This is a genomic window from Streptomyces sp. Tu 2975 (genome assembly GCF_009832925.1).
Classification (GTDB): Bacteria; Actinomycetota; Actinomycetes; order Streptomycetales; family Streptomycetaceae; genus Streptomyces.
Window position 1 is genome coordinate 143,139 of sequence record NZ_CP047140.1, and the last position, 22,337, is coordinate 165,475.

Below are 22,337 nucleotides of genomic sequence, written 5' to 3' on the forward strand. Positions count from 1 at the left end.
TTCAGTGGCCGGCCTGCGGCGTGTCGCGCTGTGCCAGCGTCCGGGCGACGGTGCCCAGGGCCTCGGGCCGGGCCAGGCCGGCGTGGTCGGTGTCCAGGTGGTGCTCCTCGATCCGGCCGGTGACGTAGGGGCTCCAGTTGCCGGGGGTGAGCGCCGGGTCGTGGTGGCCGTCGGCGGCGGCGAAGAACACCATGTCGCCGGTGAACTGCCGGGGCCGGAAGTTCTGGATGAGGCGCGTGTTGTTGAGGAAGACGGTGACCATGCGGCCGACCGCGTCGTCGTCGAGGTTGCCCAGGGCGCTGCCGCTGCCGCGCAGCGCGTCGAGGACGGCGGCCCGTTCGAGGGGGGCGGCGCCGAAGGCCTCGGCCCGGTCGATGCCGGCGGCGTTGAGGAGGATCGCCAGGACCTGTTCCTCGCCGACCTCGTGCTCGGTGCCGTCGTAGGCGTCGGGGTAGCCGTCGAGGACGGCCAGCAGGCTCACTTCGGCGCCCTCGGCCTGCAGGCGGGCGGCGACGGCGTGGGCGACCAGGCCGCCGAAGGACCAGCCGAGGATCTCGTAGGGGCCCTCGGGCACCGTCTTGCGGATCTGTTCGGCGTAGTCGCGGGCCATGGCGTCGATGTCGTCGGGCAGTGGCTCCTGGCGGGCCAGGCCGCGTGCCTGCAGGGCGTACAGGGGCTGTTCGCGGTCGGTGTGGCGCAGCAGTGCGGAGTAGACCCAGCCGAAGCCGCCGGCGGGGTGGACGCAGAACAGGGGGGTGCGGCTGCCGCCGGTGCGCAGCGGCAGGACCACGCCGAACGGGTCGTGGCCGGTGTCGGCGCCGTCGATGCGGGCGGCGAGGGCGGCGACGGTCGGCGCCTCGAAGAGGGTGCGTACGCCGATGTCGGCGCCGAGGACGGTCTTGACGCGGCCGACGAGGCGGGTGGCGAGCATGGAGTGGCCGCCGAGTTCGAAGAAGTTGTCGTCGGTGCCGACCCTGGGGGCGCCGAGGACCTCGGCGAACAGGCCGCACAGGATTTCCTCGCGGGGGCCGCGGGGCGGGCGTCCGGCGCCGCCGCCCCAGTCGGGTTCGGGCAGTGCGTCGCGGTCGAGTTTGCCGTTGGGGGTGACGGGCAGGGCGGGCAGCGGGACGAACGCGGCGGGGACCATGTAGTCGGGCAGTTGGGTCTCGAGGCCGGCGCGCAGCTGTTCCGCGGTGGTGTCGCCCGCGTCGGGGGCGGTGACGAGGTAGGCGACGAGGACCTTGTCGCCGGCCCGGCCGGGGCGGGCGACGACGGCGGCGCGGGTGACGTCGGGGTGGGCGGCCAGCGCGGTCTCGATCTCGCCGGGTTCGATGCGGAAGCCGCGGATCTTGACCTGCTGGTCGGCGCGGCCGCAGAAGTGGAGGACGCCGTCGGCGTCGCGGCGGGCCAGGTCGCCGGTGCGGTACATGCGGCCCGCGGTGTCGCCGAACAGGTGGGCGTGCGGGTCGGCGGTGAAGCGTTCCGCGGTGCGGGCGCTCTGGGCCCAGTAGCCGCGGGCGAGGCCGGCGCCGGCGATGTACAGCTCGCCGGTGACGCCGGGCGGTACGGGCCGCAGCCGTTCGTCGAGGACGTAGGCGCGGGTGTTGTCCAGCGGCCGGCCGATGGGGACGGCGGGCGGGACCTGGCCGGGGTCGGTGAACGGCAGCCAGGTGCAGCCCAGGGTGGTCTCCGTGGGCCCGTAGAGGGTCTTGACGACGGTGTCGGGGCAGGCTTCGAGGATCCGGCGCACGGCGGTGGGCGGGACGACGTCGCCGCCGGTCCACACGTCCTTGACGCCGGTGAACACCTCCGGGGCCTCGTCGGCGATCACGCCGAGCAGGCCGGCGGTCAGCAGCAGCGAGGTGACGCCGTGTTCGGCGAGGGTGCGCCGCAGGACGGCCGCGTCGATGCCGCCGCGGGGTGCGACGACGATCCGCCCGCCGGCCAGCAGGGGGGCGAACAGTTCGAAGGTGGAGATGTCGAAGGCGTACGGGGAGTGCATGAGGACGCGTGAGCCGGTGTCCAGGTCCCAGCAGCGGTCGACGGCCAGGGCGATGGCGTCGCGGTGGGTGATGCCGATGCCCTTGGGGGTGCCGGTCGAGCCGGAGGTGAACATGATGTAGGCGAGCTGGTCGGGCCGCACGGTGACGTCCGGGGCGGTGGTGTCCTGCTCGCCGGCCGTGGTGCCCTCGTCGACGGTGAGGGCGGGTGTGTCCAGCCGGGCGGCGGTGGCGGCGTGGTGGGTGTCGGTGAGCAGCAGGGCCGCTTCGGTGTCGGCGAGGACGTGCCGCATCCGGTCGACGGGATAGCCGGTGTGCAGGGGCACGTACACGCCGCCGGCCTTGAGGATCGCGAGGGTGGTGACGACGAGCTGGGCGGAGCGTTCGGCGAGGACGGCGACGCGGGTCTCTGTGGTGACGCCGCGGCGGATCAGGTGGCGGGCCAGCCGGTTGGCGCGGGTGTCGAGTTCGCTGTAGGTGAGCCAGGTGCCGCCGGCTTCGGTGACGGCGACGGCGTGCGGGGTGCGGGCGGCCTGTTCGGCGATGCGGCGGGGCAGGCAGGCGTCTGCGGTGCGCCGGCCGCGGGGGTGGTCGGTGTCGTTCCAGCCGGTGAGGACGCGCTGCCGGTCGTCGGCGCCGAGGATCGGCACGTCGGCGATGGTGCGGCCGGGGTCGGCGGCGACGGCCCGCAGGAAGGTGATGAGCCGGTCGGTGAGTGCTTCGGCGGTGGCCCGGTCGAACAGGTCGGTGCTGTATTCGAGGACGGCGTCGATGCCGTGCGGTTCGCCGCCGGGGCCGTGCCGTTCGGCCAGGTTGAAGGTGAGGTCGAACTTGGCGGCGCCGAGGGTGACGACTTCGGGGCGGGCGGTGAGGCCGGGCAGTTCGAGGACGGCTTCCGGGGTGTTCTGCAGGGCCAGCAGGACCTGGAAGAGCGGGTGGCGGGACAGGGAGCGGCCGGGTGCCGCGTCCTCGACGAGCTTCTCGAAGGGCACGTCCTGGTGGGCGTAGGCGGCGAGGTCGAACTCCCTTACGCGGTCGATGAGTTCGCGGAAGGTGGGGTTACCGGAGGTGTCGGTGCGCAGGACGAGGGTGTTGACGAAGAAGCCCACCAGGTCGTCGAGGGCGTCGTCGGTGCGGCCTGCGATGGGGCTGCCGAGGGGGATGTCGGTGCCTGCGCCGTGCCGGGTGAGCACGGCGCTGACGGCGGCCTGGAGCACCATGAAGAGGCTGGCGCCGCCGGTGCGGGCGAGGTGCAGCAGCTCGCGGTGCAGGTCGGCGTCGAGGGTGCGGAAGACGGCTTCGCCGCGGTGGGCGGGGGTGGCGGGCCGGGGCCGGTCGGCGGGGAGCTGGATCTCCTCGGGCAGTCCGGCGAGGGCGTCCTTCCAGTGGGCGCTCTGCCGGCTGATGAGGCTGTCGGGGTTCGTCTCGTCGCCGAGGAGGTCGTGCTGCCACAGGGTGTAGTCGGCGTACTGGACGGGCAGCGGCGGCAGTTCGGGGGTGCGGCCGTCGCGGCGGGCGGCGTAGGCGGTGACCAGGTCGCGGGCGAGGGGGGCGAGTGACCAGCCGTCGCCGGCGATGTGGTGCAGCAGCAGGAGCAGGACGTGCTCGTCCTCGCCGAGGCGGAACAAGGCGGCGCGCAGCGGTGGTTCGGCGGTGAGGTCGAAGGAGTGGCGGGCGGCGGCGGCCAGTTCGGCGGCGAGGTCGTCTTCCGTGGTGTCCCGCAGGTGCAGTGCGGGGCGGGCGGTGGCGGGGTCGAGGACGAGCTGGTGGGGGCTGCCGTCGTCGCCTTCGGGGAAGACGGTGCGCAGGGTTTCGTGGCGGGTGGCGAGGTCGGCGAGCGCGGCGGTCAGGGCGCTGTGGTCGAGGGCGCCGGACAGGCGCAGTCCGACGGGCATGTTGTAGCCGGGGTCGCCGCCGGTGAGGCGGCCGAGGAACCACAGGCGGCGCTGGGCGTAGGACAGCGGGAGCCGCTCGGGGCGCTTCGCGGGGGTGAGGGCGGGGCGGTGGCCCGTCCCTTCCCCGAGCCGCTCCCCCAGTCCGGCGACGGTGGGCGCCTCGAACAGGTCGCGCAGGGTGATCTCGGCGCCCAGGGCGCTGCGGATGCGGGAGATGAGGCGGGTGGCGAGCAGGGAGTGGCCGCCGAGGTCGAAGAAGTTGTCGTCGATGCCGGCCCGTTCGGTGCCCAGCACCTCGGCGAACAGGCCGCACAGGATCTCCTCGCGTGCGGTGCGCGGGGCGCGTCCGGCGGCGGGGGCGTCCGGTGCGGGCAGGGCCGCCCGGTCGAGTTTGCCGTTGACGGTGAGTGGCAGCGCCTCGAGGGCGACGTAGGCGGTGGGGACCATGAAGTCGGGCAGGCGGGCGGCCAGGTGCTCGCGTACGCCGGTCAGGTCGCGGTCCTTGGCGGTGACCACGTAGGCGACGAGGCGGTCGGCGTGCGGGAGGACCGCGGCCCGGACGATGTGGGGGTGGGCGGTGAGGGCGGCCTCGACCTCGCCGGGCTCCACGCGGAAGCCGCGGATCTTGACCTGGTGGTCGGCGCGGCCGGCGAACTCCAGCTCGCCGCGCATGTTCCAGCGGCCGAGGTCGCCGGTGCGGTACATGCGGGCGCCGGGCTCGGGGGCGTAGGGGTCGGCGACGAAGCGTTCCGCGGTGGTGCGCGGGCGGTGCAGGTAGCCGCGGGCGACGCCCGCGCCGGCCAGGTACAGCTCGCCGGTGACGCCCGGCGGCACCGGGCGCAGTGCGCTGTCCAGGACGTACACGCGGTCGTGGTCGACGGGCCGGCCGATGGGTGCGGAAGAAGGCCAGTCGGCGGGGTCGGCGGCCAGGGTGTGGGTGGTGACGGCGTGGGTCTCCGCGGGGCCGTACACGTTGTGCAGGCGCCGGCCGGGCACGGCGGCGGTGAAGGCGCGGACCCGTTCGGTGGGGGCGAGGGCCTCGCCGCCCTGGAGGATGTCGGTGAGGTCCGGCAGGGTGCGGCCGGTTTCCGCGGCGGCCTGCGCGAGGGCCTCGATGACGAGGTTCGGCGCGAACAGTTCGTTGATCTGCTGGGTCTCGAGCCAGCCGACCAGCAGTTCGGCGCTGTGGCGGACCTCTTCCGAGGGGACGGCAAGGGTCTTGCCCGTCATGAGCGGGGAGAGGATCTCCTGCACCGAGAAGTCGAAGCCGATGGCGGTGAACTGGGCGGTGCGCACCCCGGTGCCGCCGGGGAAGCGGCGGGCGTGCCAGGTGAGCAGGTTGGCCAGGCCGGCGTGGGGCATGACGACGGCCTTGGGGGTGCCGGTGGAGCCGGAGGTGTGGATGACGTACGCCGGGTGGGCGGGCAGCAGCGGCGCGGTGCGGTCGGCGTCGGTGAGGGCGGTGTCCTGGTAGCCGCTGAGGTCGTCGGGGAGGCGGTCGAGGACGGTCACCGGGCGGGCGTCGTCGATCATGAACGTGATGCGTTCCGCCGGGTAGGCGGTGTCGACGGGCAGGTAGGCGGCGCCGGTCTTGAGGACGGCGAGCAGCGCCACGTACAGGTCGAGGGAGCGCGGCATGCGCAGGGCGACGATCTGCTCGGGTCCGGCGCCGAGGGTGACGAGGTGGCGGGCGAGCCGGTTGGCGCGTGCGTGGAGTTCGGCGTAGGTGAGCCGGCCGTCGTCGTGCACCAGCGCCAGGGCGTCGGGGGTGCGGGCCGCCTGGCGTTCGAGGAGTTCGGTGACGGGGGTGGGGGCGGCGCTGTCGCTGCCGTGGGTGGTGTTCCAGTCCTGAAGGACCCGGTGGCGTTCGGCGGGGTCGAGGAGTTCGACGCGGCCGACGGTGGTGTCGGGGTCGTCGGCGACGGCGGCGAGGAGCCGCAGCAGCCGGTCGACGAGCGCCTGGGCGGTGGTGCGGTCGAACAGGTCGGTGGCGTATTCCAGGGCGGCCTGGATGCCGCCGGGCCGGCCGTCGCCGGCGCGGAGTTCGACCATGCTCAGGTGCAGGTCGAACTTGGCGACGCCGACGCCGACGGGCAGGGCCCGGGCGTCGAGGCCGGGCAGGGCGAGGCGGGCCTCGCCGCTGTTCTGGAAGGCGAGCATGACCTGGAACAGCGGGTGGCGGGCCAGGGAGCGTTCCGGGCGCAGCTTCTCGACGAGCTTCTCGAAGGGGACGTCCTGGTGGGCGTAGGCGGCGAGGTCCGACTCGCGTACGCGCTGGAGGAGTTCGCGGAAGGTGGGGTCGCCGGAGGTGTCGGTGCGCAGGACGAGGGTGTTGACGAAGAAGCCCACCAGGTCCTCGAGGGCGTCGTCGGTGCGGCCGGCGATGGGGCTGCCGAGGGGAATGTCGGTCCCTGCGCCGTGCCGGGTCAGCAGGGCGGCGAACGCGGCCTGGAGCACCATGAACAGGCTGGCCCGGCCGTCGGTGGCGAGCGCGTTGAGCCGCTGGTGCAGGTCGGGGTCGATGGAGAACGGCACGGTGTCGCCACGGTGGGTGGCGACGGCGGGCCGGGGCCGGTCGCAGGGCAGGTGCAGTTCCTCGGGGAGGGCGTCGAGGGCGTCGGCCCAGTACGCCAGTTGGCGGGCGTGCCGGCTGGTGGGGTCGTCCTCGTCGCCGAGGAGGTCGCGCTGCCACAGCGCGTAGTCGGCGTACTGGACGGGCAGCGGCGGCAGGTCGGGGGCGCGGCCGGCCAGGCGGGCGGCGTACGCCTCGCCGAGGTCGCGGGCGAGCGGCGGCCAGGACCAGCCGTCGCCGGCGATGTGGTGCATCAGCAGCAGCAGGACGTGCTCGTCCTCGGCGAGGCGGAACAGGGTGGCGCGCAGCGGCAGTTCACGGGCGAGGTCGAAGCCGCGGCGGGCGGCGTGCGTGAGGTCCGCCTCGAGGGTGTGTGCGGTGGTGTCGGCGGTCTCGAAGTGGGGGCGGACGTCGTGCAGGACGTGCTGGCGCGGGATGCCGCCGGTTTCCGGGTAGACGGTGCGCAGCGCTTCGTGGCGGGCGGTGACGTCGGTGAGTGCGGCGCGCAGGGCGGCGGTGTCGAGGGGCCCGGTCAGGCGCAGGCTCATGGGGATGTTGTACGTGGGGCCGGGGCCCTCCATGCGGTGCAGGAACCACAGCCGGTACTGGGCGAAGGACAGCGGCACCTCGGCGGGGCGGGTGCGGGCGGTGAGCGGCGGGCGGGCCTCCTGGGCGCCGTCGACACGTTCGGCGAGCGCGGCGACGGTCGGTGCCTGGAACAGGTCGCGGACGGCGAGTTCGGCGCCCAGGACGCTGCGGATGCGGCTCAGCAGCCGGGTCGCGAGCAGCGAGTGGCCGCCGAGGTCGAAGAAGCTGCGGTCGATGCCGACCGCGGGCAGGCCCAGCACCTCGGCGAACAGCGTGGACAGGATCTCCTCGCGGCGGGTGCGGGGCGCTTGCCCTGCGGCCTCGTCGCCGCGGTCGGGGGCGGGCAGCGCGTCGCGGTCGAGTTTGCCGTTGGCGCTCAGCGGCAGGCTGTCGAGCAGGACGTAGGCGGCGGGCGCCATGTGGGCGGGCAGCCGCTGGGCGACGAGGTCGCGCAGTTCGCCGACGAGGGCGGCGTCCTGCTCGGCGCGGGCCGGGTCGTTGGCGAGCGGCCCTCGCGGGCCGGTGCGGGGGCGGTAGGCGGTGCCGTCGCCGGCGTAGGCGTCGAAGGTGTCGTCGTCGTGGCCCCAGGTGCACACGGCGCCCAGCGCGTACACGTCGTGGGGGTCGAGGGCGCCGGCCGGTGCGGGGCCTTCCAGCAGGGCGCAGGCGTCGGCCGCGGACCCGCGTTCGAGTGCGTGTGCGGCGCGTGTCTCGGCGGTGAGGCGGGCGTTGGGGATGCCGGTGACGCGTACGGGGCGGGGGCCGGCGAGGACGCGGGCGAGTTCGTCGGCGGTGTCGAGGTCGGTGCCCCAGCGCAGGGTGGTCTCAGCCGTGGCCGGGGGCTCGCCGCCGCGGTGCAGGGTGACGTCGTAGCGGTGGCGGCTCATCTCGTTGTGGTGGGCGGCGGTGCGCAGGGTGATGTCGGCGTGGGTCAGGTGCGGGTCGCGGGCGGCGAGGTCGGTGAAGAAGTCCGGGTCGAGCAGGAGTTCCTTCTCCGTGGCCAGGGACTGGTCGACGGCGCGGCGCACGGCCGCGGGGTCGGCGAAGGCGCCGGCGCGGCGAAGTTCGACGGCGGCGCGGAAGGCGTGCAGGGTGCGCAGGTTGCGGATGTCGCCGAGGAAGATGGTGCCACCGGGGGCCAGCAGTTCGGCGGCCCGGTGCAGGATGCCGGCGAGGTAGCGGGCGTCGGGGAAGTACTGGGCGACGGAGTTGAGGACGATCGTGTCGAAGTGGCCCTCGGGCAGGTCGTCCGTCTCGTGTGCGGCGCGGGCGTCCACGGTGACCTTGTCCGACAGGTCGGGGCGCGTGGCGAGGTGGGCCCCCAGCCGGGCGACGACGCTGCGGGAGAGGTCGGTGCCCCGGTACTCCTCGGTGTGCGGGGCGACCTGGGACAGGATCAGGCCGGTGCCGCAGCCGATCTCCAGGACCCGCCGGGGGCGCAGCGCGAGGACGCGCTCGACGGTGGCGGCGCGCCACTCGCGCATCTCCTCCAGGGGGATCTCCTCGGCGGTGTAGCTGCTGTTCCAGCCGGAGAAGTCCTCGCCGAAGGCGCGGCCGGGCTCGGCCTCGTAGAGGGAGTCGTAGGTCTGCTGCCACCGGTCGACCTGGCCGGTGCCGTGGTCCTGGTCCGGTGCGGCGCGATGGGTGGTGTCGCGGGTCAGGTAGGCGACGAGCTGTTTGTCGCCGGGGGTGTCCTCGCGGGCGATCACGGCGCCGGCGGCGACGGCCGGGTGGGCGGTCAGGACGGTCTCGATCTCGCCGGGTTCGATGCGGAAGCCGCGGATCTTGACCTGCTGGTCGGCGCGGCCGGCGAAGTGCAGGTTGCCGTCGGCGTCCAGGCGTGCCAGGTCGCCGGTGCGGTACATGCGGGTGCCGGTCTCGCCGAACAGCAGGGCGTAGGGGTCGGGCACGAAGCGCTGCGCGGTCAGGGCGGGGCGGTTCAGGTAGCCGCGGGCGACGCCGGCGCCGGAGACGTACATCTCGCCGGTGACGCCGGGCGGTACGGGGCGCAGCCGTTCGTCGAGGACGTAGACGCGGGCGTGGGCGACGGGGCGGCCGATGGGTGGGGCGGCGGCGCCGGTGGCGGGGGCGCTCATGGTGGCGCACACGGTGGTCTCGGTGAGGCCGTAGGCGTTGACCATGCGGCGGCCGGGTGCGAAGCGGGCGGCCTGGTCGGGGGTGGTGGCGTCGCCGGCGACGATGAGGTCGGTGCCGGGCGGCAGGGCGCCCTCGGGCAGGGCGGGCAGGGCGGAGGGCGGCAGGGCGATCAGGGTGATGTTCCGGTCGTGGACGAGGCGGGCCAGCGACGGGCCGGGCAGCAGGTCGTCGGCGTCGGCCAGGACGAGTCCGGCGCCGGTGAGCAGCGCGGAGGTCAGTTCCCACACGGCGGCGTCGAAGCTGATGGACGCGAAGTTCAGGACGCGGCTGTGGGTGCCCAGCCCGAAGGCGGCGGCCTGGGCGGGGAGGGTCGCGGCGAGTGAGCGGTGGGCGACGACGACGCCCTTGGGCGCCCCGGTGGAGCCGGAGGTGTAGATGACGTACGCCGGGTGTGCGGGCAGCAGCGGCGCGCTGCGGTCGGCGTCGGTGAGGCCGGTGTCCGCGTAGGCCGCCAGGGTGGTGTCGTCGGGCAGGGCGTCGACGACGAGGGCGGGGCGGGCGTCGGCCCGCATGTGGGCGATGCGCTCGGGCGGGTAGTCGGGGTCGACGGGCAGGTAGGCGGCGCCGGACTTCCACACGGCGAGGACGGCGGTGACCAGGTCGAGGGAGCGGGGCAGCTGGAGGGCGACGATCTGCTCCGGGCCGGCGCCGAGGGTGACGAGGTGGCGGGCGAGCCGGTTGGCGCGGGCGTCGAGTTCGGCGTAGGTCAGTGACCGGTCCCCCATGACCAGGGCGGTGGCGTCGGGGGTGGCGGCGGCCTGCTGTTCGAACAGGGCGGTGAGGGTGCGCTCGTCGGGCAGCGGGCCGTCGGTGGTGTTGAGGCCGACGAGGAGACGGTGGCGCTCGGCGGCATCCAGCAGGTCGACGGAGCCGATGGTGCGCTCCGGGTCGTCGGCGACGGCGTCCAGCAGGCGCACCAGGCGGCTGCCGAGGGCTTCGACCGTGCCGCGTTCGAAGAGTTCGGTGCTGTACTCCCAGTCGCCGCGGATGCCGGCGCGGGTGCCGTCGGCGGTGTGCTCCTCGATGACGGCGAGGCCGAGGTCGAACTTGGCGAAGCCGACGCGGACCGGTTCGGCGGCCACGTCCAGGCCCGGCAGGGCCAGGTCGGCGGCGGGCATCGACTGCAGTGCCAGGACGACCTGGAAGAGCGGGTTGCGGGCCAGGGAACGCTCGGGGTTGACCTCTTCGACGAGCTTTTCGAACGGCAGGTCCTGGTGCGTGTAGGCGGCGAGGTCGAACTGGCGTACCCGTTTGACGAGTTCGCGGAAGGTGGGGTCGCCGGAGGTGTCGGTGCGCAGGACGAGGGTGTTGACGAAGAAGCCCACCAGGTCGTCGAGGGCGTCGTCGGTGCGGCCGGCGACGGGGCTGCCGACGGGGATGTCCTCGCCTGCGCCGTGCCGGGTCAGCAGGGCGGCGAACGCGGCCTGGAGCACCATGAACAGGCTGCTGTCGCAGGTCTTGGCGAGCGCGGTCAGCTTCTCGTGGAGGCCGGCGTCGATGTGGAAGGGCACGGTGGCGCCGTGGTGGGTGGCGACGGCGGGCCGGGGGTGGTCGCAGGGCAGTTCCAGCTGCGCGGGCCGGCCCTCGAGGGCCTTGCGCCAGTGGGCGAGCTGGGTGCCCTGGAGGCTGGTGGGGTCGTCGGCGTCGCCGAGGAGGTCGCGCTGCCACAGGGTGTAGTCGGCGTACTGGACGGGCAGCGGTGCGAAGCCGGGGGCGTGGCCGTCGCGGCGGGCGGCGTAGGCGGTGGCGAGGTCGCGGGTGAGCGGGGCGAGCGACCAGCCGTCGCCGGCTATGTGGTGCAGCAGCAGGAGCAGGACGTGCTCGTCCTCGCCGAGGCGGAACAAGGTGGCGCGCAGCGGCAGTTCGGTGGTGAGGTCGTAGGGCCGTGCGGTGGCCTCGGCGAGCTGCTCGGCGAGCCGGTGCTCCTCGGTGTGGACGATGGTGAGGGCGGGTGTGGCGTCGTGGGGCGCCACGATGTGCTGGTAGGGCTCGCCGTCGTGGCTGGGGTAGCGGGTGCGCAGGGTTTCGTGGCGGGCCACGAGGTCGGCGAGCGCGGCGCGCAGCGCGGTGGTGTCGAGGCTGCCGGACAGGCGCAGCGCGAGGGGGATGTTGTAGGTGCTGTTGGGGCCGTCGAGGCGGCCGAGGAACCACAGGCGGCGCTGGGCGTGCGACAGCGGGAGCCGTTCGGGGCGCTTCGCGGGGGTGAGGGCGGGGCGGGCGCCGGAGGCCTGGTCGAGCCGCTCCCCCAGTCCGGCGACGGTGGGCGCCTCGAACAGGTCGCGCAGGGTGATCTCGGTGCCCAGGACGGTGCGGATGCGGGAGATGAGGCGGGTGGCGAGCAGCGAGTGGCCGCCGAGGTCGAAGAAGTTGTCGTCGATGCCGACCCGGGGCAGCTTCAGCACGGCGGCGAAGAGGGTGGTGAGGATCTCCTCGCGCGGTGAACGCGCGGTGCGCGCGGGGGCGGTGGTGTTCTGCGGTGCGGGCAGGGCCGCCCGGTCGAGTTTGCCGTTGGGGGTCAGCGGCAGGGCGTCCAGGGCGACGATCGCGGCGGGCACCATGAAGTCGGGCAGGGTGCGGGCCAGCCGGCTGCGCACGGCGGCCGTGTCGAGGCCGGGGCCGGCGGGGACGGCGTAGGCGACGAGGCGTTTGTCGCCGGGGCGGTCCTCGCGGACGACGACGGCGGCGCGGGTGACGTCGGGGAGGGCGGTGAGGGCGGCCTCGATCTCGCCGGGTTCGATGCGGAAGCCGCGGATCTTGACCTGGTGGTCGGCGCGGCCGGCGAACTCCAGTTCGCCGTCGGTGTTCCAGCGGCCGAGGTCGCCGGTGCGGTACATGCGGGCGCCGGGCTCGGGGGCGTAGGGGTCGGCGACGAAGCGCTCGGCGGTCAGCACGGGGCGGTGCAGGTAGCCGCGGGAGACGCCGGCGCCGGCCAGGTACAGCTCGCCGGTGACGCCCGGCGCCACCGGGCGCAGTGCGCTGTCCAGGACGTAGACGCGGGCGCCGGCGACGGGCCGGCCGATGGGTGCGGGTTCGCTCCAGGCAGTCGGGTCCTCGGGCAGGGCGGTGCCGGTCATCACATGGGTCTCTGCGGGCCCGTAGTGGTTGTGCAGGCGACGGCCGGGCACGGCGGCGACGAACTCGCGCACGGTGCGGGTGAGGGTGAGGGCCTCGCCGGCCTGGGCGATGTGGCGCAGGGCGGGCAGGGTGCGGCCCGCCTCTGCGGCGGCCTCCGCGAGGGCCTCGATGACGAGGTTCGGCGCGTACATCTCGCCGACCTGCTGGTCGTCCAGCCAGGCGGCCAGCTGTTCGGCGCTGCGGCGTACCTCCTCCGACGGTACGGCGAGGGTCTTGCCGTGCAGCAGGGTGGCGAGGATCTCCTGGGAGGCGACGTCGAAGCCGATGGTGGTGAACTGGGCGACGGGGGTGCCCGGTTCGCCGGGTATTTCGCGGCGGTGCCAGGCCAGGAGGTTGACCAGGGCGGCGCCGGGCATGACGACGGCCTTGGGGGTGCCGGTGGAGCCGGAGGTGTAGATGACGTACGCCGGGTGGGCGGGCAGCAGGGGCGTGGTGCGGTCGGCGTCGGTGAGGTCCGTGTCGTCGTAGCCGCTGAGGTCCTGGCCGGTCTCCTCGCTGGTGAGGACCACGGCGGGGCGGGCGTCGGCCATCATGAACGCGATGCGATGCGCCGGGTAGGCGGTGTCGACGGGCAGGTAGGCGGCGCCGGTCTTGAGGACGGCGAGCAGCGCCACGTACAGGTCGAGGGAGCGCTCGAGCTTGAGGGCGACGATCTGTTCGGGTCCGGCGCCGAGGGTGACGAGGTGGCGGGCGAGCCGGTTGGCGCGGGCGTTGAGTTCGGCGTAGGTCAGTGACCTGCCGCCCACGAGGAGGGCGGTGGTGTCTGGGGTGGCGGCGGCCTGTGCCTCGAAAAGGGCGGCGAGTGTGCCCTCCTGGGCGGGCCGGCCGGTGGTGTTGAACTCCTCGAGGACCTGGTGGCGTTCGGCGGCGGACAGCAGGCCGAGGCGGCCGACGTTCAGGGCGGCGCCGTGTTCGGCGATGTCGGCGAGGAGTGTTTCGAGGCGTTGGAGCAGCAGCCGGGCGCCCGCCTCGTCCAGGACGTCGCCCCGGTGGTCGAGGCGAAAGCGCAGGGTGTCGCCGGGGATGGCGAGCAGGCTCAGCGGGTAGTGGGTGGCGTCGGCGACCTCGAAGCCGGCGAGGCGCAGTCCGCGGGCCTCGGCGCGCAGGACGGCCGGGTCGAGGGGGTAGTTCTCGAACACGACGACGGTGTCGAAGAGTTCACCGGTTCCGGTGGCGGAGCGGATCTCGGTGAGGGACAGGTGCCGGTGCTCGATGAGGGCGGCCTGTTCCCGCTGCACCCGGCCGAGCAGGTCGCCGAGTGTCTCGGCGGGCCGGAGGCGGACGCGGACCGGCAGGGTGTTGATGAACATGCCGATGGTGGACTCGATGCCGGGGATCTCCGGCGGGCGGTGGGCGACGGTCGCTCCGAACACGACGTCGTCGCGGCCCAGTTGTGCGCCCAGCAGCAGTGCCCAGGCGCTCTGCACCAGGGTGTTGAGGGTGATGTTGCGCGAGCGGGCGAGGGCGGTGAGCTTCGTGGTGGTCGCGGCGTCGGTCTCGTGCCAGATCTGGCCGGGCAGGGCGGAGCCGTCGGCGGCGCCGCGGCCTGCTCCGGCGCCCGCGACGAGGCTCGGCTCCTCCAGGTCCTCGAGGGCGGCCCGCCACGCGGCGCGGGCGGCGTCGTCGTCGCGGCCGGCGAGGTGGGCCAGGTAGGCGCGGTAGGGGGTGACGGGGGGCATGCCCGCGTCGTCGCCGCGCTGCCCGTAGAGGGTGAACAGTTCGCGTACCAGCAGCGGCATCGACCAGCCGTCGAGGAGCAGGTGGTGGGTGGTCAGGACGAGTTTGTGGTGCTCGGCGGCGAGGGCGAGCAGGGCGAAGCGGATCAACGGCGGGGCGCCCGGGTCGAAGCGTTCGGCACGGTCGGCCGTGACGTACTCCTCGACGGCCCGCTCGCGGTCGCCCTCGCCCAGGGCGGTGAGATCGCGGGTGCGCCAGGGCAGGGGCACCTCGTTCGGCACGAACTGGACGGGCCGTTCGACGTTGTGCTGCCAGAACCCGGCGCGCAGGTTGGGGTGGCGGCGCAGCAGGGCCGCGGCGGCGGCCCGCAGGCCGTCCTCGTCGAGGGGGCCGCGCAGCTCGAAGACCATCTGGACGGTGTAGACGTCCGGGCCGTGGGTCTCGGCACCGTAGGTGACCTGGAAGAGGAGGCCTTCCTGGAGCGGGGACAGGGGCAGGACGTCGGCGAGTCCGGACCGGGTCATGGGGCAACCTTCCACGCGGCTTCGAGCTGGTCGATCTGGTCCTGGCTGAGCTGGACCAGGGACAGGTCGGAGGGGGTGATGCCGCCCGCCTCCGGGCGTTCGGCATGAGTGACGAGTGCGTTCAGGGCGCGGAACCAGGTCTCGCCCAGGTCGCGTACGGCCGGCTCGTCGAGGAGGCGGCCGGCGAAGGTCCAGGTGGCCGTCAGGCGGGGCCCGGCGGGCTCGTCGAGGGTGAGGGCGTTGACCTCGACGGCGTGCGCGAGCGGCAGGCGGGGGTCGGTGCCGTCGCCGATGGCCTCGGCGTCGGGGGCGGCGGCCCACAGGCTGTCGGCGCCCTGGGCGGGGAAGCGGCCCAGGTAGTTGAAGCCGAGCGGCGGGGTGCCGTGCGGGGCGAGCGCGGCGAGGCTGCGGCCGGTGCGGGGGTCCAGGTGGCGCAGCAGGCCGTGGCCGATTCCGCCGTCGGGGATCTGCCGCAGTGCTTCCTTGATGCGTTTGACGGCTGTTCCCGCGGCGGGCCCGCCGGCGAGGGCGTCGGCGCCGTCGAGGGTGCCCAGGGCGAGCCGGACCGGGTAGAGGCTGGTGAACCAGCCGACGGTGCGGGAGAGTTCGGCGCCGCTGGTGCCCGGTTCGCGGCCGTGTCCTTCGACGTCGGTCAGGACGGCGTCGCTGTCGCCCAGTCCGCGGCGCCGTCGCCAGTCGGTGACGGCGAGCGCGAACGCGGTGAGCAGGATGTCGTCGACGCGGCCGTTGAACGCGGCGGGCGCGGTGGTCAGCAGCGCGGCGGTGGTGGTGGCCTCGAGGGTGAGGGTGAGGTTGCGGGCGGTGGCGGCGGTGTCGAGCCGGCTGTCGAGCGGCTGCGCGGTCACCGGCGGGCAGCCGGCGGCGAGCATCCCGGTCCACAGGGCCAGTTCGGCGGCCCGCTCGGGGCGCCCGGCCTGCTGCTCGAGATGGTGGGCCCAGGCCCGGAAGGAGGTGGTGACGGGCGGCAGGGCGGGGGCCGCGGCGCCGGGCGCGGTGGCTTCCCAGGCCGCCTTCAGGTCGGGGAGCAGGATGCGCCAGGAGACGCCGTCGACGATCAGGTGGTGCAGGCTCAGCAGCAGACGGCCGGGACGGCCTGGGCCGGTGTCGAGCCAGACGGCCTGCCCGCCGCGGCCGGCGAAGGGCGCGAGACGGTCGCGGGCGGCCGCGGCCTCGGTCGTGGTCAGGGCGGCGAGGGCCTGCTCGTCGAGGCCGGCGGCGTCCACGCGGCGTACCCAGTCCTCGGCGCGTACGGTGCCGGGCGCCTCGATGCGCATCGTCCAGCCGTCGCCGTCGCCGTCGCGTGAGAACACCGCGCGCAGTGCGTCGTGGTGGTCGATCAGTGTCTGCAGGGCGGCCACGAGCCGTGCCGTGTCCAGGTCTGCGGGGACGGTGACGGCCATCGTCTGGCTGAACGCGTCGACGGGACCGCCGCGTTCGCGCAGCCAGTGCATGATCGGGGTGAGCGGCACGTCGCCGGTCGCGGCGACGGCGGCGGGCTCCTTCGGGGCGGTGTCGGCGAGCGTCTCGGCGACGGGCGCGAGCTGGGCGACGGTCTTGTGCTCGAAGATCTGCGCGGCGTTCAGCAGCAGTCCGGCGCGCCGGGCGCGGCCGACGAGCTGGATGACCATGATGCTGTCGCCGCCGCGGTCGAAGAAGCTGTCGTCGATGGAGACCTTGTCGATGCCGAGGACCTCGGCGAACAGCACGGCGAGGAGTTCCTCGCGGGGGGTGCGCGGGGCGCGGCCGGCGCTGTCGGCGGCGCCGAAGTCGGGGACGGGCAGGGCGCGGCGGTCGAGTTTGCCGTTGCCGGTCAGCGGCAGCGCGTCGAGGGGGACGAACGCGGCGGGCACCATGTAGTCGGGCAGCGCGGCGGCGACGTGCCGGCGCAGCACGGCAGGGTCTGCGGTGGCGCCGGGTGCGGGGACGACGTAGGCGACGAGACGTTTGTCGCCGGGCCGGTCCTCGCGCACGAGGACGGCGCTCTGCGCGACGCCGGGGTGGGCGCCGAGGACGGACTCGATCTCGCCGAGTTCGATGCGGAAGCCGCGGACCTTGACCTGGTGGTCGGCGCGGCCGAGGAAGGTGAGGACGCCGTCGCGCCGCAGGCGCACCAGGTCGCCGGTGCGGTACATGCGCTCGCCGGGGGCGTAGGGGTCGGCGACGAACCGTTCGGCGGTGGCGTCCGGCCGGCCCAGGTAGCCGCGGGCGAGGCCGGCGCCGCCGATGTACAGCTCGCCCGTGACGCCGGGCGGCACTGGCCGCAGCCGGTCGTCCAGGACGTGGCAGGTGGTGTTGTCCAGGGGGGTGCCGATGGGGACGGTGGTCTCCTGCTGCCACGGTGCGCGCATGAAGTGGTGGGTGGCGAAGGTGGTGGTCTCGGTGGGGCCGTAGCCGTCGGCGACCATGGTCGACGGGGAGGCTGCCAGCACCCGGGCGACGGCGGCCGGGGAGACGACGTCGCCGCCGGTCCACACCTCCCGCACGCCGGTGAAGCAGTGCGGGCTCTCCTCCGCGAGCAGGTTGAACAGGCCGGAGGTGAGCCACATGCCGGTGACGCCGCCGTCGACGATCGCCCGCTCGAGGGCGCGGGTGTCCAGGTCGCCGGGCGGGGCGACGACGACGGTCCCGCCGGACAGCAGCGGCACCCACAGTTCGTACTGGGAGGTGTCGAAGGAGTACGGGGAGTGCAGCAGGACCCGCTGCTGGTTGCCGGTGCGCCAGCAGGTGTCGGCGGCCAGGGCGGCGACGTCGCCGTGGGTGATGGCGACGCCCTTGGGGTTGCCGGTGGAGCCGGAGGTGTACATCACGTAGGCGAGCTGGTGCGGGTGCGCCGGCACCACGGGCAGCGGCTCGCCGCCGGTGGGCAGTTCGTCGACGACGAGGACGTCGGCGTCGCCCGCCCAGGAGCGGCAGTCGTACGCGGTGTCGGTGTCCCGGTCGGTGAGCAGGACCCGGGCCCGGACGTCGGCGGTGATCAGGCGCATCCGATCGGCCGGGTAGCGGGTGTTGAGCGGCACGTAGAAGCCGCCCGCCTTGAGGACGGCGAGCAGCGACACGACCAGGTGCACCGAGCGCTGCTGGAGGACGGCGACGGCCGACTCGCGGCCGGCGCCGGCGGCGGCGAGGCGGCGGGCGAGGGCGCCGGAGCGGGCGTCGAGTTCGGCGTAGGTCAGCTCGGTGCCGTCGTCGCCGACGACGGCGACCGCTTCGGGGGTGCGGCGGGCCTGGGCGGCGAAGAGTTCGGCGAGGCCGGCCCGCGGCACGGGCCGGGCGGTGTCGTTGAAGGCGGCCAGGCGGGCGTGTTCGGCCTCGTCGAGGAGGTCGTGGGAGTGGACCGGCGCCTGCGGGTCGGTGACGACGGCGTCGAGGAGCCGCAGCAGCCGGCCGGTGAGGGCCTCGGCGGTGGCCCGCTCGTACAGGGCGGTGTCGTACTCGAGGTCGCCGTCGATGCCGGCGAACTCCTCGCCGTTGCCGCGGTGTTCGACGAGGTTGAAGGTGAGGTCGAACTTGGCGACGCCGAAGTCGACGTCCTCGCGCCGTACGTCCAGGCCCTTCAGGTGCGCCCGCGCCTCGAAGTCCTGGTAGGAGAGCACCACTTGGAACAGGGGGTGGCGGGCGGCGGACCGCTCGGGCTGGAGGCGTTCGACGACCCGGTCGAAGGGCACGTCCTGGTGGGCGTAGGCGGCCAGCGCCGTGGCGCGCACCCGTGCCAGCAGTTCGGTGAAGGTGGGGTCGCCGGAGGTGTCGGCGCGCAGCACGACCGGGTTGACGAAGAAGCCCACCAGGTCGTCCAGGGCGCTGTCGGGGCGGGAGGCGGTGGGGCAGCCGATGGGGATGTCGGTGCCGGCCCCGAGGCGGGTGAGCAGGGCGGCGAGGGCGGCCTGCAGCACCATGTGGCAGGTGGCGCCGTGGGCGCGGGCGAACGTGTCGAGCCGGGCGTGCAGCTCGGGCGGTACGGCGAGCGGCACGGAGCCGCCGCGGTGTTCCGCGACGGGCGGGCGGGGGAAGTCGGCGGGCAGCTCGAGCTGGTCGGGCAGGCCGGCGAGGGTGCTCTCCCAGTGGGCGAGCTGGCGGGCGGCGAGGCTGTCGGGGTCGCGCTCGTCGCCGAGGAGTTCACGCTGCCACACGGCGAAGTCGGCGTAGCCGACGGGCAGCGGCGGGAAGTCGGGGGCGCGGGCGGCGAGCCGGGCGGCGTAGGCGGTGGACAGGTCGCCGAGCAGGGGGCGCAGGGACCAGCCGTCGCCGGCGACGTGGTGCATCAGCAGCAGCAGCACGCTGTCCCCGCCGGGCAGGGTGAACAGGTGGGACCGTATGGGTAGTTGGCAGTCGAGGTTGAACGGTTCGCGGGCGGCGGCCGTCAGGGCGGCCGGGAGCTGCTCGTCGTCGACGCGGGACTCGATGACCCAGGGGCGGGCCTGCTCGGCCGGCAGCAGCTTCGGGGTGACGCCGTGCTCGCCGCGCGGGTAGACGGTGCGCAGGCTTTCGTGCCGGACGACGACGTCGTACAGGGCGGCGCGCAGCGCGGTGCGGTTCAAGGTGCCTGAAAGGCGCAGCGCGAGCGGCATGTTGTAGGTGGGTGCGGCGCCCTCGACCTCGCGCAGCACCCACATGCGGTGCTGGGCGTAGGAGGTGGGGCGGGGGCCGTCGCCGTGGTCCCTGGGCACGAGCGGCGGGCGGCCGGTGGCGGCGGTGCGCACCCGGGCGGCGAGGCCGGCCGGGGTGGGGGCCTCGAAGAGGTCCTGGATGGTGATCTCGGCGCCGAGGGTGTCGCGTACGGCGGCGATGAGGCGCCCGGCGAGCAGCGAGTGGCCGCCGAGGGCGAAGAAGTCGCTGTCCGCGCCGACCTGCCCGGTGCCGAGGGTGTCGGCGAAGATGCGGCGCAGGGCCGCCTCGCCGGGGTCGGCGGCCTCGGCCGCCTCGCCATCGGTTCCGGCCTCGGGGGCGGGTGTGCGGGGGGCGGGCAGGGCCGCCCGGTCGAGTTTGCCGTTGGCGGTCAGCGGCAGCGCGTCCAGGAGCGTGAAGGAGGCGGGCAGGCTGTGGGCGGGCAGCTGCCCGGCCAGCAGGCTTCGCCAGCCGGCCACGTCGGGCTCCACACCGTCGGCAGGGACGGCGTAGGCGGCCAGCCGCCGGTCGCCGGGCCGGTCCTCGCGGACGACGACGGCGGCCTGGGCGACACCGGGGTGGGTGGCGAGCACGTTCTCGATCTCGCCGAGTTCGATGCGGAAGCCGCGGATCTTGACCTGGTCGTCGCCGCGCCCCAGGTAGGCGAAGGTGCCGTCGTCGAGGTGGCGCACCAGGTCGCCGGTGCGGTACATGCGGGCGCCGGGCGCCCCGTAGGGGTCGGCGACGAACCGCTGCGCGGTCAGCGCGGGCCGGCCCAGGTAGCCGCGGGCCAGGCCCGCCCCGGCGACGTACAGCTCGCCGGTGAAGCCGGGCGGCACGGGCCGCAGGGCGGCGTCCAGGACGCGGGGGGTGAGGTCGGGGATGGGCCCGCCGAGCAGGGACGGGGCGCCGGGAACGGCGTGGCCGGGGCCGAGGGCGGCGTACGTGACGTGCACGGTGGTCTCGGTGATGCCGTACATGTTGACCAGGCGGGTGGCCGTGCCGCGGCGGGCGTACCAGTCGGCGAGGCGGGCCACGTCGAGGGCCTCGCCGCCGAACACGACGTACCGGAGGGCCAGTTCGGTGGCCTGAGCGCGGGCCCGGTCGGCGGCGTCGAGCTGGTGGAAGGCGGTCGGTGTCTGGTTGAGGACGGTGACCTTCTCACGGGCCAGCAGGTCGAGGAAGTCGCCGGGCGAGCGGCTGACGTGGTACGGGACGACGACGAGCCGGCCGCCGTGCAGCAGGGCGCCCCAGATCTCCCAGACGGAGAAGTCGAAGGCGTAGGAGTGGAAGAGGGTCCACACGTCGTCGGGGCCGAAGCCGAACCAGTGGTCGGTGGAGGTGAACAGGCGCACCACGTTGCTGTGCGGGATCACGACGCCCTTGGGGCGGCCGGTGGAGCCGGAGGTGTAGATGACGTAGGCGGGGTGGGCGCCGTCCACGGCGGTGCGCGGGGCGGTGTCGGGGTAGCCGGCGAGGTCCTTCGTCATCGACTGCGGGTCGAGGACGAGGACTGGGGCCGCGTCCTTCAGCATCCAGGCCAGGCGGTCGGCCGGATAGTCGGGGTCCAGCGGCAGGTAGGCGGCACCGGACTTGAGGACCGCGAGCAGGGCGACGACCAGGTCGAGGGAGCGCGGCAGGGTGAGGGCGACGAGCCGCTCGGGGCCGGCGCCCTGCTCGACGAGCCGGTGGGCGAGGCGGTTGGCGCGGGCGTCGAGCTGCGCGTAGGTGAGGTGGTCGCCGTCGTGGCTGACGGCCACCGCGTGGGGGGTGGCCGCGGCGCGGGCGGCGAAGAGGGTGTGCAGCGCGGGGCCGCCGGTGGCGGGGGCCGCGGCAGCGGGGGCGGGGACGGTGGGGGTCCCGTGGATCCGGCCGAGCGGCGTGTCCGGGCCCGCCTGGGCGAAGGCGCCCAGGAAGCGGACGAAGCGCGCCAGATGGGCGTCGGTCTCGCTCTCGCCGTACACGGCCGCGTTGGCCTCGAGGTCGATCCGTGCGCCGGAGCCGTCGGGCTCCTCGTACACGGAGAACTTCAGGTCCTCCACGGGCCCGGTCGACACCGGGTGCGCGGACGCCGCCGGGCCGCCGAAGTCCAGGGCGCGCCCGTAGGGCATGACGTTGACGACGGGGCCGTAGGCCCGTTCGCCGACGGCGCCGAGCTCGCGGCGCGCCTCCTCGTAGGGGTAGCGCTGGTGGCGCAGCAGCGGCTCCAGGGCGTCGCGCACGGAGGCGACCAGCTCGGCGAGCGGGGCGGCGGGGCGCGGTTCGACGTGCAGTGCGGGCACGTTGGCGACGGTGCCGGGCGCGCGGCGGGCGGCGGCGGTGCGGCGGGCTGTGACGGGCATGCCGAGCGTGATGTTCCGCTCCCCCGTCAGCCACTGGACGTAGGCGGCGACGGCGGCCGGGAAGGCGACCTGGCGGCCGGTCTCCGCGGCGCGGGCCACGGCGTCGAGTCCGGCGAGCACGTCGCGTCCGGCGAAGGCGGTGCGGCGCAGCGCGCCCGGCGCGGCGGGGGCCGTGGTGCCGGCGAGGGTGACGGGTGTGTGGCGGGGGGCGGCGAGCCAGTGGGCGCGGTCCTTCGCGTAGGCGTCGGAGGCCCGCCAGGCGGCCTCGGCCTCCAGCAGGTCCCGTACGCCCCCCTCGTCGGCACCGGCTTCGGTGTCGCCGCGGTAGGCGGCGGCGACGCGTTCGGCGACGAGGCGGAAGCCGTACCCGTCGAGGAGCAGGTGGTGCACGTGCTGGAACCAGTAGTGGTGGCCGGGGCCGAGGATGAACAGCGCCTGGGTGAACAGGGGTCGGCCGCAGGTCACGTCGAGGGGTTGGGCGACGACGTCGCGCATCCAGGCGTCGGCGGCGGCCGCGGGGTCGTCCTCGGCGCTGACGTCGACGCGGTGCAGGGTGAAGGGGACGTCGTCGGCGACGGACTGGGTGACGGTCCCCTCGGCGTCGGTGTGGAAGCGCAGCCGCAGGGCGTCGGTGCGGGCGACGGTGGCGCGCAGCGCCGCCTCGAAGCGGTCGGTGTCGAGGGTGCCGGTGAGTTCGACGTATTCGCCGGTGTTGAAGACGGGACTGTGCGGGTCCCGCGCCTGCGCGAACCAGATGCCGAGCTGGGCCGCCGTCAGCGGCAGACGCGCGTCGTCGGGAACGGGCACTCTTCCCCCAAGGTCCG

Annotated in this window: 2 protein-coding genes; both read right to left on the bottom strand. The window is 74.7% G+C overall.

Going from position 1 to position 22,337, the window contains the following annotated elements; all coding sequences use genetic code 11:
• Window position 1 precedes the first annotated feature (1 nt).
• Window positions 2-14,548 carry a non-ribosomal peptide synthetase gene (locus GLX30_RS35745; protein ID WP_159682302.1) on the bottom strand — a complete coding sequence of 4,849 codons (14,547 nt, stop codon included), beginning with the start codon at window positions 14,546-14,548 and terminating at the stop codon, window positions 2-4.
• Window positions 14,545-22,320, bottom strand: a complete 7,776-nt coding sequence (locus GLX30_RS00670; RefSeq protein ID WP_159682304.1) for a non-ribosomal peptide synthetase — start codon at window positions 22,318-22,320, stop codon at window positions 14,545-14,547. Before GLX30_RS00670 ends, GLX30_RS35745 begins: the two co-directional genes overlap by 4 nt.
• Between the last annotated feature and the right edge of the window lie 17 nt (window positions 22,321-22,337).

Coding starts and splice junctions, on each gene's coding strand:
- GLX30_RS35745 (WP_159682302.1), bottom strand. CDS start 14,548: ATGACCCGGTCCGGACTCGCCGACGTCCTGCCCCTGTCCCCGCTCCAG.